At 38.5% G+C, this 12,491-nt stretch carries 12 protein-coding genes; 5 read left to right on the plus strand and 7 right to left on the minus strand.

The genetic code is table 11. The features are described 5' to 3' along the window. The first annotated feature begins 58 nt into the window (after positions 1-58). Together mtgA and ppk1 are read left to right on the plus strand one after the other, a co-directional pair. Positions 59-733 carry a monofunctional biosynthetic peptidoglycan transglycosylase gene (mtgA, locus tag AC1M9D_RS06260; protein ID WP_035266660.1) on the plus strand — a complete coding sequence of 225 codons (675 nt, stop codon included), beginning with the start codon at positions 59-61 and terminating at the stop codon, positions 731-733. A gap of 123 nt (positions 734-856) precedes the next feature. Beyond that, on the plus strand, positions 857-2,935 hold the full coding sequence (ppk1, locus tag AC1M9D_RS06265; RefSeq protein WP_035266707.1) for a polyphosphate kinase 1: 2,079 nt from the start codon (positions 857-859) through the stop codon (positions 2,933-2,935). Between the two features lie 51 nt (positions 2,936-2,986). On the opposite strand, the gene oxyR is transcribed toward ppk1, so the two are convergent. The 4 genes from oxyR to rubA all read right to left on the minus strand — a co-directional run bounded on the left by oxyR (position 2,987) and on the right by rubA (position 6,328). Next, positions 2,987-3,892 carry a LysR family transcriptional regulator OxyR gene (gene oxyR / locus AC1M9D_RS06270; protein ID WP_035266662.1) on the minus strand — a complete coding sequence of 302 codons (906 nt, stop codon included), beginning with the start codon at positions 3,890-3,892 and terminating at the stop codon, positions 2,987-2,989. A gap of 16 nt (positions 3,893-3,908) precedes the next feature. Continuing rightward, positions 3,909-4,844: an alpha/beta fold hydrolase gene (locus tag AC1M9D_RS06275; RefSeq protein ID WP_092766881.1), complete on the minus strand. Its 936-nt coding sequence runs from the start codon at positions 4,842-4,844 to the stop codon at positions 3,909-3,911. Positions 4,845-4,905: 61 nt separating this feature from the next. Beyond that, positions 4,906-6,084 carry an NAD(P)/FAD-dependent oxidoreductase gene (locus AC1M9D_RS06280; protein ID WP_035266666.1) on the minus strand — a complete coding sequence of 393 codons (1,179 nt, stop codon included), beginning with the start codon at positions 6,082-6,084 and terminating at the stop codon, positions 4,906-4,908. A gap of 79 nt (positions 6,085-6,163) precedes the next feature. Further along, positions 6,164-6,328 (minus strand): rubredoxin RubA, encoded by a 165-nt coding sequence (gene rubA, locus AC1M9D_RS06285; protein WP_000760495.1) that lies wholly within the window; start codon positions 6,326-6,328, stop codon positions 6,164-6,166. A 492-nt stretch (positions 6,329-6,820) separates the two neighbouring features. Here rubA and AC1M9D_RS06290 point away from each other — a divergent pair, with 492 nt between their 5' ends. Beyond that, a complete protein-coding gene (locus tag AC1M9D_RS06290) occupies positions 6,821-7,357 on the plus strand; it encodes an adenine phosphoribosyltransferase (protein WP_481611745.1) in 537 nt (178 codons plus the stop codon). A gap of 31 nt (positions 7,358-7,388) precedes the next feature. Here AC1M9D_RS06290 and AC1M9D_RS06295 read toward each other — a convergent pair whose 3' ends face one another. Then, positions 7,389-7,901, minus strand: coding sequence for a YqiA/YcfP family alpha/beta fold hydrolase (locus AC1M9D_RS06295; protein ID WP_035266673.1), 513 nt, complete (start codon positions 7,899-7,901; stop codon positions 7,389-7,391). 247 nt (positions 7,902-8,148) lie between these two features. Between AC1M9D_RS06295 and lysS the strand changes: the two genes are divergently transcribed. Both lysS and AC1M9D_RS06305 read left to right on the plus strand, forming a co-directional pair. Then, entirely contained in the window at positions 8,149-9,678 is a 1,530-nt protein-coding gene (gene lysS, locus AC1M9D_RS06300) for a lysine--tRNA ligase (protein WP_092766879.1), read from the plus strand. Positions 9,679-9,979: 301 nt separating this feature from the next. After that, on the plus strand, positions 9,980-11,428 hold the full coding sequence (locus AC1M9D_RS06305) for a capsule assembly Wzi family protein (protein ID WP_481611746.1): 1,449 nt from the start codon (positions 9,980-9,982) through the stop codon (positions 11,426-11,428). Between the two features lie 48 nt (positions 11,429-11,476). Here AC1M9D_RS06305 and AC1M9D_RS06310 read toward each other — a convergent pair whose 3' ends face one another. Next, the gene (locus AC1M9D_RS06310) at positions 11,477-12,004 is read right to left on the minus strand and encodes a hypothetical protein (RefSeq protein ID WP_481586517.1); all 528 of its coding nucleotides are present in this window, start codon (positions 12,002-12,004) and stop codon (positions 11,477-11,479) included. Between the two features lie 15 nt (positions 12,005-12,019). Further along, positions 12,020-12,463, minus strand: coding sequence for a GNAT family N-acetyltransferase (locus AC1M9D_RS06315; RefSeq protein WP_481611747.1), 444 nt, complete (start codon positions 12,461-12,463; stop codon positions 12,020-12,022). Between the last annotated feature and the right edge of the window lie 28 nt (positions 12,464-12,491).

A 12,491-nucleotide genomic window follows, 5' to 3' on the forward strand; every position in this document is an offset into this window, starting at 1 on the left:
AATGATATGGATTAAGGTCAAGCATGCACTAAGCTAACAAAAGGAGCAACACACTGACATGAAAGCATTTATTGTTCGAACTTTATTGGTCATTGTCAGTATCATCCTTGTAATTCAACTATGGATTTTTTCAAGTCTTGCATGGTGGAGAACCAATGCTGTTGATACAACGATGCTCATGCGTTGGACATATTGGACCGACAGTTCGAAGCCTATTCAGCATCAATGGCGTGATTATGAGAATATCAGTGATCATCTGAAACGTGCGATTATTGCAGCTGAAGATGCTAAATTTATGCAACATCATGGTTTTGATTTTGACGGCATAAAACATGCTTTGGAAAGAAATAAAGAAAAAGAACAAGTGGTTGCGGGTGGATCTACCATTTCCCAACAATTATCCAAAAATCTATTTTTATTTAATAAGCGTTCTTTTTTACGTAAAGGACAAGAGGCTGTCGCCACAGTCATGATGGAGCGTATGTGGTCAAAACAACGCATTCTTGAGGTATACATGAACTCCATTGAATTTGGAGATCATATCTTTGGTGTGGAAGCTGCAGCACGTCATTATTTTGGAAAATCTGCAAGCAGTCTAACACGTGAGCAAGCCGCATTTTTGGCAGCGATCTTGCCGAATCCGCGTTATTATCAACACCACCGTCAAGATCGTAAACTCAAAAATAAACAGCGAATTATTTTGCGTTACATGAATGCTTCAAGAATTCCGTGAGATGGACTTGTTTAAAAAACTCTCGTGAGATCAAAAATGCACAGTGATCATGTGCATTTTTTATGAAATTGTCATAAATTTGAAGCATACTTAAGACAGATCTTTAGCATGCAGGTTTGTGGTATGAATACCGCGATGACAAATACTCCAACTGAATATACTTATAATGAACGATATATCAATCGTGAACTTTCGATTTTAGACTTTCATCTTCGTGTTTTAGAACAAGCGGTTGATCCATTGCATCCATTACTTGAGCGAATGAATTTCTTATTGATTTTTTCAAGAAATATGGACGAATTCTTTGAAATTCGTGTTGCGGGTGTCATGGAGCAATTGGAGCTCGGTAATGAAAGCCGTAGTCCAGATGGTTTAACACCAAAGCAAGTTCTTGAGAAAATTTCACAGACTGCGCATGCTGCAATAGAGCGTCAATATCGTATTTTGAATGATGAAATTTTTCCAAAATTACGTGAAGAAGATATTTGCTTCTTACGTCGAGGAGAGTTGACACCTGCTCAATCCCAATGGATTAAAAAATATTTTCAGGAACAAGTTGCGCCAGTACTTACTCCAATTAGTTTAGATCCAGCACATCCATTCCCGCGTCTAGTCAACAAATCACTCAACTTTATCGTCACTCTAGAAGGTAAAGATGCTTTTGGACGACAGATTGATTTAGCTGTTGTCCCTGCGCCACGTTCTTTACCACGTGTGGTTCGTTTACCTGACGAGTTAACCGATGGTAAAGAACACCACGTGATGCTGTCAGCGATTATTCATGAGCATGTCTCTGATTTATTCCCAGGAATGACTGCGACAGGTTGCTATCAATTCCGTGTGACGCGAAATGCGGATTTAGCCCTTAATGAAGATGTCGAAGATTTGGCAAAAGCATTAAAAGGGGAGTTAAACTCTCGTCGATTTGGACGTGCTGTCCGTTTAGAAGTGACAGAAAATTGCCCAAAACATATTTATGATTACCTTCTCAACGAATTCGACTTGCATGAAGAACAATTATATAAAGTTGATGGACCTGTGAACTTGGCACGTTTAGTGTCTAATTTTAAACGTCCGCATTTGAGATATGACTCACATACGCCGGTCATTCCTAAAGTATTAAAGAAGTCTGAAAATGTTTTTTCTGCAATGAAGAAACAAGACATTCTTTTACATCATCCATTTGAATCATTTGCTCCAGTTATTAATTTATTACGTGAGGCAGCACGAGATCCACAAGTTTTAGCGATTAAGCAAACATTATATCGAAGTGGGCCTGATTCTGAGATTGTTCAAGTGTTGGCTGAAGCTGCACGTAATGGTAAAGAAGTCACAGCTGTCATTGAACTTCGAGCGCGATTCGATGAAGAGTCAAATATTGCGGTAGCAAATGTTTTGCAAGAGGCTGGTGCTGTGGTGGTTTATGGCATCGTAGGCTATAAAACACATGCAAAAATGATTCTCGTTGTGCGCCGTGAAAATAATAAATTGGTTCGTTATGTGCACTTAGGTACAGGGAATTATCATGCAACCAATGCCCGGATCTATACCGATTACGGATTGATGACAACGGACAAAGAGCTTTGTGAAGATGTGCATCGTATATTCCAAGAGTTGACTGGAATGGGCAAAATGGCAAAATTGAAGAAATTACTTCATGCGCCATTTACGTTGCATACACAGTTAATTAGTTATATTGATGAAGAGATTGCTCACGCCAAAGCGGGTAAGCCAGCTCAGATTATTGTGAAAGTGAATGCGCTGACTGAAGTGCAACTGATTAATAAACTTTATGAAGCATCACAAGCTGGTGTGCAGATTGATTTAATCATACGTTCAATTTGTTGTTTAAGACCAGGTTTGCCAGGGCTTTCTGAGAATATCCGTGTGCGCTCTATCGTTGGACGATTCTTAGAGCACACACGTGTGTATTATTTTGGAAATGCAGGGCAACCACGACTGTATTGTTCAAGCGCAGACTGGATGGATCGTAATTTATTTAATCGTGTTGAAGTTTGTTTCCCTGTTGAGGATCCAACTTTGAGAAAGCACATTTATCAACATGGTTTATTGAATTATATGAAAGATAATCAACAAGCTTGGTTGTTAAATGGTGATGGAACTTGGTCACGTGCGCAATGCGATGAAGGTGAGACTCCTCATAATGCGCAACATAAATTGCTTGAACTCTTTAAATCTTAAATGATTTTTATAAAAAAAAGGAGCCAAATGGCTCCTTTTTGTGATGACTTATTAGCAAATATCAGCAGTAATGCGCTGTAGAATTTGTAAAAGGACATCAAATTCGCTTTGCAATGGCGTACTTTTACGCGTCACTAATGACAGAATGCGTGAAGGGGCATTCTCAATTGGGCGGATCACCAATTGATCATTATTTTTCAGCATATGTGTATTTACCGCAATCTGAGGTAGTAATGTAAAGCCCAGATTAGAACTCACCATTTCAACCAAGGTTGGTAATGAGCTCGCTTTAAGGCGATGATCATTCTTGCGTTCACCGATAGGGCATACACTTAAAGTATGGTCTCTTAAGCAATGACCTTCTTCAAGCAACATGAGGTGTGTCAAATCAAGGTCTTCTAGAGATTTAGCTTGCGCCGTTTTGTGGTCAGCTTTGTTTGCAACTAAGTACAAACTCTCTTTCGCAACTTCAGCGACTTTTAAGCCACGTGTGTCGAATGGGAGCGCTAACATGATCATGTCTAAATTGCCATGTTCTAGCTTTTCAACCAAATGTTCACTCTGTGCTTCATGAAGATGTAGTTGAATTTTAGGCAGCTCTTTATGAACTTCTTCTAACAATTGCGACAAAATAAATGGTGCAATCGTTGGAATAATTCCTAAATGAAGATCACCAGTAAGTGGTTCGCTCATCTCACGGCTCAGTCGCATGAGATCTTGAGCATCAGCAAGAAGGACACGTGCTCGTGCAACCACTTGCTCACCGAGAGGGGTTAAACGTACATTTTGGCGATCACGTTCAACGAGAACGCCACCCAATAAACGCTCGAGCTCCATAATCCCGCCAGAAAGCGTAGACTGAGTAACGAATGAGCGACGTGCTGCTTCTGTAAAATGCAACGTCTCAGACAGAGTCACGAGATATGACAGCTGTCTTAGGGATGGTAATGCAGCCATAGTGTCCTAGTGTTTATCATTTAAAATGTTTTGCAAACAAACCACTCAGTTGTGGGATGAAATGCGCAGGAATATCATGCCCCATTCCTTCGATTAATTCAAACTTTGCGCCTGATATTGCTTTTGATACTGCCTTGCCGTGGCTAAAAGGGAGTAGACGATCCTTTGAGCCATGTACAACCAGTGTTGGCTTTTGAATTTGCTTATCGATAGAAACTAATGAGCCTGTACATAATATTGCTAAAAACTGTTGAAGTACACCCGCTGGATGATAACTACGCTTATATAATTTACGCGCGTTTTGAATAACTTCCAATTGATTGACGTAACCAGGTGAACCAATCGTCTGAATGACTTTAATACTATGATTTACAATACCATCTTCATCATTCGATGCAGGGCGACCAATAAGACTAAATAATTGTTTTGGAAATGGTGGCGGAAGAAATGGCTGATTATTACTGGTAAATAATAATCCTAGTTTATCCACTTTTTCTGGATATTTTGCTGCCAATATCTGAGCGATCATTCCCCCCATTGATGCACCAATAATATGCGCTTTTTCAAGACCTAATCGTTCAATGAGTAACGCTACATCTTCAGCCATATCATATAAATTGTAAGGAGAGCCTTGATTTCCTAGACCAAAAGCAAATCGACCCATAAGTTTAAATGTATTGAGGCGAGGTCCCTTGTGCTTAATTTTTGTTGAGAGGCCAATATCTCGGTTATCGAAACGAATGACTCTGAAACCTTGGTCTATTAAAGATTTGCAAAAAAAATCTGGCCAAAAAAGCATCTGCGCACCCAGTCCCATGATGAGAATAATCGTAGGATGTTCAGCCTTGCCTCCAACTTCAATATGAAGGTCGATCCCATTGCCTAGACTCACTTTACTTTCTTGCATGAATGGAGCATAAGGTGAAACTTGATATTCTAGTGCGTTATTCATTTTTATTGTGTCCAAACTAAAAGGGTACTTTCATTTGAAAATACCCTAAATCTTTGAATAATTAAACGGCAGCTGGAATTAAATCTGGAACCAGTTTGGTCAATGTTAAACGTTGCTTCGCTGCTGTTGGTCCAAGTAGCACAAATCCACGAAGCGTTGATTCTTGGTCAAGTGCTTTAGCAATCATTCCGTCATCGAGTTCTTCAGTTTCCCAAGTTGCCTCTACACCTTGAGGTACAGGTAATACAGTCAGTGGTGCAGCAGGAGTTTTCACTGCAACTGGCATCGCTGGATAATGAACTTGTGTATTTTCACCAGACAATGTTTTAGCTAAAGCACGTGCTTGTTGCATAATTGGCATGACATACGGAAGCAGTAAACCATTTACTTCTGCACAATCACCTAATGCATAAATATCGGTTTTATTGGTTTCCATTAAAGTGTTAGTCACAATCCCACGGCTGGTATGGATTCCTGCTTCTTGTGCAACTGATGTATTGGGTTGCAGGCCAACAGCAGAAAGAACAACGTCAGCTGTAAAGCTCTGTCCATTTGCAAGCGTTACGGTATAGCTTTCGTCTGAGTTTTTACTTACCCGATCTACGGTGGTACTTAATGCAAACTGAATACCTGTTTCTTCAAGATTTTGCTGGAAAGCATGTGCAACGTGTTCTGGTAGAAGGCGACCCAAAGGTTGTGGGGCAAGATCAATCACAGTCGCTTGATGACCAGTGTTCTGTAAATCGTTGGCAAACTCACACCCAATGAGGCCTGCACCTAAAATGACAACACGCTTGTCTTGTTTAAGGTCGAGCTTAGAGCGAAATTCACGATAATCAATCAGTGAGTTAACTACATGAATATCATCAGCGCCATCACCTGAAATGGCTAAACGAATAGGGTTAGCACCTACAGCTAATATTAATTTGCTGTATATAAGGTTTTCAGCTTGTCCATCTTTTGTGTAGGTCAATTGATGTTGATCTGCAGAAATTGAAGTTACAGTCGCATGATGAATAATTTGCATATTCAATTGCGCAGACATTTTCTCAGCATCACCTAAGGCAATTTGCTCTGGCGCTTTTTTACCTACAAGTGCATTAGATAAAGTTGGTTTTGCATAGTTCACCGCATCATCTGAGCAAATCATAACAAGTGCTTGTTCAGCATTTAGTTTGCGAAACTCTCGCGCTAATGTGTAACCTGCCATGCCAGAGCCAACAATGATGATCGGTTGCATAGTACTCTCCAATACTGATAATTTTTTTAGTAAATAAGAAAAAAGACCATATCAAAATGGTCTTTAAAGGAAATCTGTATTAGATTTCAATCATTTCAAAATCTGCTTTTGATACGCCGCAATCTGGGCAAGTCCAATCATCTGGAATATCTTCCCATTTAGTGCCTGCAGCAATGCCATCTTGTGGCCAGCCTTCTGCTTCGTCATAAATCCATCCACAAACGATGCATTGATATTTTTTCATTTGATTCTCCAAAAAATACTGACAATTCCATTTATTGGTGTCAGCCAAAATCTTTCTCACACCTAGACTCGAGTGATATGAATTTTTATCGTTCATATTCAAGCAAATTTTTACGCAGTTCGAGGTGGAAAGTAAAGTAAATAACGGAGTTTAGCTGACTAAAAGAGAAGCTGAATGGCAGATTAGGACAAAACGCATGCTAATTATGCTAATGCATGATAGGACTGAGCATTAAATCTTTGAAATATTTGCCAAAATTATATGTATTATGATTTAAAAAAAATTGTCAGACTTTTGTCGCGTATTGATTTACCAGCTATTCATATAAAATTTATACTGTTTGTGTTTTATACTTGTTATTTAATTAAAAAATGGTTTATTAAAAATCAATAAGTTATATTGGTTGGTATTTTTTCTTAGCTCATGTTTGCTATATTTTTTGTCAATAATTCGTTAAAATTCACGCATTCTTTTGTCTAATTTTTATCTCCTATGTCTACTTCTTTGTCTACATCATTGTGGTCACACATTCGTACGGTCCAAGATTTTCCAAAACCAGGAATTTGTTTCTTTGATTTAACTCCTTTGTTCATGCAGAGCATTGCACCTTTAACTGACGCCTTAATCGAAAGTATTCCTGCGGAGCAATTGGCAGTGGTAGAGAGTTTCGTTGCGGTTGAAGCACGTGGGTTTGTTTTGGCGAGTTTGTTGGCGCAACGTACTGGTAAGGGGTTGTTGTTGGTTCGTAAAGCTGGAAAATTACCACCACCAGTAATTGGTGTGGGCTATAGCCTTGAGTATGGCATGGACCGTTTAGAAATGTCTGCGGATGTACAGGCTCAAAAAGTGATTATTGTTGATGATGTATTGGCCACAGGTGGTACATTAAAAGCAGTTAAGCAATTGATGGATAAATGTCAGCACACTGTTTTAGGGGCGAGTATTTTCCTTGATTTGCCAGACTTACACGCGGATTTAGGAATGAATATTTGGTCTGTTTTGGACGATAAATCAAAACCTCAAATTTAAGTCGAAAAGCCTTGTGATTCACAAGGCTTTTTTAATGTGATTGATGATTTGAGTGGCTGACTAATCCGATCAGGTAATTCAGGCGATCAGGGTTTTCCAGTTGATGACGGCCACCAATAATACTTTCAACGTACATGTATGGCTCTAATAAGTCAGAGGTACTATGCATATCAATCAGTTCATCACCAAGTTCGATATAAGCGATTTGAGATGAGGTTTTGGATTGAAGCTCCTCAATTGTAATCGCTGGATAATCAGGATCAAAAGATGGCATTAGGCTCGGATTTGCAATCACAGCAGGAAGTTGAAATCGATTTGACATCTTTAATGCCCAGTAACCACCTAGACTATGTCCTACTAAAATGTCTGGTTTAATTTTCTCGATCATATCGATATAAAAACGTTCAACAGCAGCGTATTTTAAATTTCGATAATCAACATTAATGCAATATTTATTTTTAGAAAGAATTGCCTGAAACTTGGTAGATTCTCTTGAAGAATCTAATCCATGCATAAACAATACTTTAGGGTCTTGAGTGTTCATAAGTCATCATTAAATCCATTCTATTTTTTATGATTGTTGAAAGTATACTTTTCCACAATTTATAGGATGATTGTAGAGTGCTGTATTCAAAGTACAACTTAGCTTTTGGTCTAAGAAATGTTCAGACCTAGACTTTAGTGGATGAAATTAAGCGTTTTTCAAATGGCTGATTATTTTCTAATGCTCAAGTACTTTGAATTCTGCTATGCTATGCAACTTCTTTTTTAAATAAAATTACGAGGCAGAGATGACGCAACAAAACGCTCAATCGACTTCTGAACAAGCCATTTCCGAAAACGATTTAATCGCACAGCGTCATGCCAAGTTAAAACAGATTCAAGATAAGGCTCAAGAGCAGGGCACTAGCCCTTGGCCAAACACGTTTAAGCGTGAACATTATGCACAAGACCTTCAGGATCAGTTTGCTGATAAATCAAAAGAAGAAATTGAAGGCAGTGAAAAAGTTTATGTCAAAGTTGCGGGTCGGGTGATGTTGAACCGCGGTTCGTTCATGGTGATCCAAGACATGACCGGCCGTATTCAGCTTTATGTTGCACGTAAAGAATTATCTGCAGAGACTTTAGACACCATTAAAGGTTTAGACCTAGGTGATATTATTGCCGTTGAAGGTTACATTGGACGTTCAGGCAAAGGTGATCTTTATGTGCATATTGAACATTTTGAACTCCTCACTAAATCACTCCGTCCTCTTCCAGACAAGTTCCACGGTTTAACAGATACAGAAGTAAAATATCGTAAACGTTATCTTGATTTGATCGTGAACGAAGAAACGCGTAAGACTTTTGAAATTCGAGCAAAAGTAGTTGCTGGTATTCGTAACTTCTTGACTGAAAAACGTTATATGGAAGTTGAAACGCCAATGATGCATGTGATTCCAGGTGGTGCTTCTGCGCGTCCATTTGAAACGCATCACAATGCCTTAGACATGCCATTATTCTTACGTATTGCACCAGAACTTTACTTAAAGCGTTTGGTTGTAGGTGGTTTTGAACGTGTGTTTGAGATTAACCGTAACTTCCGTAATGAAGGTGTGTCTACACGTCACAACCCAGAATTCACCATGATCGAATTCTACCAAGCTTATGCAGACTACAAAGACTTGATGGAACTGACAGAGCAAATGCTAGAAAAACTAGCAATTGATATCTTAGGTTCGACAGATGTACCTTATGGCGAAGAAGTGTATAGCTTCAAAGGTCCATTCAAGAAAATCTCAATGTTTGATGCAATTCTTGAACATAACCCACAATTTACACCTGAAAATGTAAATGATCGCGAGTTCTTAGCTGAGTTTGTTAAGAATGAACTTAAAGAGCAAGTGAAGCCAGGTTTTGGTCTAGGTAAGCTTCAAACGATTGTATTTGAGGAAACTGTTGAAACGAAACTTCGTCAACCGACCTTCATTACTGAATATCCTGCGGAAACCTCTCCATTGGCACGTCGTAACGATGACAACCCGCACATTACTGACCGTTTTGAATTCTTCATTGGTGGTCGTGAGCTTGCAAATGGCTTCTCAGAGTTAAATGACCCAATTGACCAGGCTGAGCGTTTCCAAGCACAGGTAGCTGAAAAAGATGCGGGTGATGATGAAGCAATGCACTATGATGCCGACTTCGTTGAGGCGCTTGAATATGGATTACCTCCTACAGCAGGTGAAGGGATTGGTATTGATCGTCTGGTAATGCTATTTGCCAATGCGCCAAGTATTCGCGATGTGATCTTATTCCCACATATGCGTCACAAAAATGCGTAATAGTGAAATTAAAAAAGCCCTTCTTAGAAGGGCTTTTTTAATTTTTCTTAACATAAAATTAAATTTAAATGTTTTTTAGTGTGAGTGTATTTTGAGGCTTTAATCACAAAATATTTAATTAAGGTGATAAAAAATATAGAAAATTATCATTAAAGCTAATCTGTTTAACCAGCTGTATGTTTATCAAAATATTTATACAATGTTGTTAAATGTATCTAATTAAATACTTAATGTAAAGTTAATGGATTTATAAATTAAAAATTCAAATAATCAATAAGATATAATCCTAAATTGATTTGTGATGAACCCGAATAGACTTATAAAAATCCTATCATCGAGCTTAATATTTTCTAGTCCATTGGTCTTTGCCAATGGCATTCTCCTCAACGATGAAAACCTGAGAGATGATTTAAATTGGCTGAATCAACAAGGTGTGATTCAAATAAGCACCTCGACATGGCCGCTAAGTGGTGATGAAGTCCAACGTGCCCTCACCAATGCTAAAATTAACTCCATTGAACAACAAAAGGTTATCCAGGAAGTCGAAAGAGCGATTCAGCAGCAAAATGAAACATTAAAAGTTGATGCTTTCGCTGAGAGTGATCAAAAGAAAATCCCACAATCTTTTGCCGATCATCAAAAAGCACAATATGCGCTTGGTGCAGAGTTAAATCTTGGGGGGCAAAATTGGGATGCGAAGCTCAAAGTTAGAGGTGAAAAAGACCCTCAGATAGACAATGGGCAAGACGTTAACCTAGAAGGCTCATATCTTGCGGGTAAACTTTGGAATCAATGGCTCATTGCTGGTCAGATTCCAACCTACTGGGGGCCTGCACACGATGGTAGTTTGATACGTGGAGATGCAAGTCGATCAGTATATGGTTTCACTCTACAGCGTGCTGAACAGGTTGCTTTTGATCATAAATGGCTCTCATGGATCGGGCCTTGGCAATACCAAGCTTTTGGCGGCCAGTTAGATGATTATAAAGCAGTTCCTGATGCGAAAATTATTGGTTTACGTTTGACCGCACAACCACTACCTTATTTAGAGTTCGGTGCATCACGCATTATTCAATGGGGGGGTGAAGGTCGCCCTGAGGATTTAGGAACTCTCTGGGATGCTTGGATTGGTAAAGATAATGTTTACGGGGATACTGTTAATCCATCTAACCAGATTGCTGGATTTGATGCGCGTTTGAATCTAAGCTATTTATTGAACCAGCCAATCGGCGTCTATGCTCAATACGTGGGGGAAGATGAAGCAGGTGGCTTACCTGCTAAGAAAATGTATCAGGCTGGGGTGGATTATTCTTCATCTTTAAAAAAAATGCCTTATCAGGTTTATGCTGAGTGGGTAGACACCACTACAAATGGGAAGGCCCAAGGAATATCTTATAATCACAGTGTTTATACAGATGGATATTATCAACATGGCTATCCTCTTGCACATGCGATTGGAGGAGATGGTGAGATGATTTCTTTGGGTGGAAATATTCGTTTTGATGCCATGAATAGACTTTCAGGTCGCGTATTATTTGCAAAAGTAAATCAATCAAATCGAGATACCAATGCTGCATTTTCTGAGGAAGATGATATCCAAGCATTAGATTTAACTTGGACGCATTTTGTGAAGCCGAATTTGCCATTAAAGATTAATGGTTGGATTGCAGATTCAGATCGTCATGGTAATGATGCAGGTGCTTCTGTTGGTATTGAAATACCTTTAGATGTCAAAAAACTGGGACGTTAATATTCTTAGATTAGTATTTGAAAAAGCCACCTAAAAAGGTGGCTTTTTTTACATGAGACTTGTTTGTATCCGAACTTTCATTTCTAAGCTAAGTTGCGCGATATAATCCTTCATCCATGGGTAATTCTGTCCCATTGGATTTACTTTAGTGGCTGTGTCTAAAAAACTAAGCTCAGGCTGACTGAATAATTGCTTTTCTAAGCAGTCTTTAAATTGCTCAGCGTTCGCATATAAATCTGTTTCAACTACAAAAAAATGTTTTGGATAATTGTAAAAGGCGTAGCACAAATTAAAAGCTTTTTGATTGCCTTTTAAATGACCAATACTAATTTCACTTCTATGATCTTGATTGCTATGTGTAACGCCAATCAAGAACTTTAGTTTTTGATCAGTATGTTCAACAGCAAACTGTAAGCCAATTTGATCAGCAGTTAACTCGTGCTGAACAAAAATATTTAAAGCAGAACCATTTTCAGTAAACGGTTCTTGTAACACTAGAATTTGATGATGCTGATAAATATGACCAGCAATTTGAGCTCGCTCTAAATGTTGTTTAAGAGATTCAAGGCTAAGCATGGGAGATAAAAATAACTAATTTAGAGATTTTTTATATTGAATGAATCCCGTTTCGGTTGCAACACGATTATACAAAAGTCTAGCATTATCATTGCTTTTATGGGTTAGCCAATACACTCTATCATAACTATTTTTACATTCGTCATAGCTAAATTCTATTAATTTCCTGGCTAAGCCCTGATTTCTATAATTTGCATCAATAAACAAATCTTGGAGATAACAATAAGGGAGTTTAGTCCAAGTGCTTGCGTGAGAAATGAGATGTACAATTCCGACGACGTTTTGATTTTTTATAATGGCATAGCCAAACATATCGGTTTTCGACGCATCAGATAATCGTTTGAAAGTCAGAGCCGCTTGTTGAGGATTCAATTCGGTCTTGTAGAATTCAAGGTAAGCTGACCAAAGGGCTAACCATTCTTGGTATTTTATATTTGAAAGGCCTGTAATTGTTATCATAATTAGATTGTCTCTTTGCTTATATTCT

The organism is Acinetobacter sp. ANC_7682 (assembly GCF_056779795.1).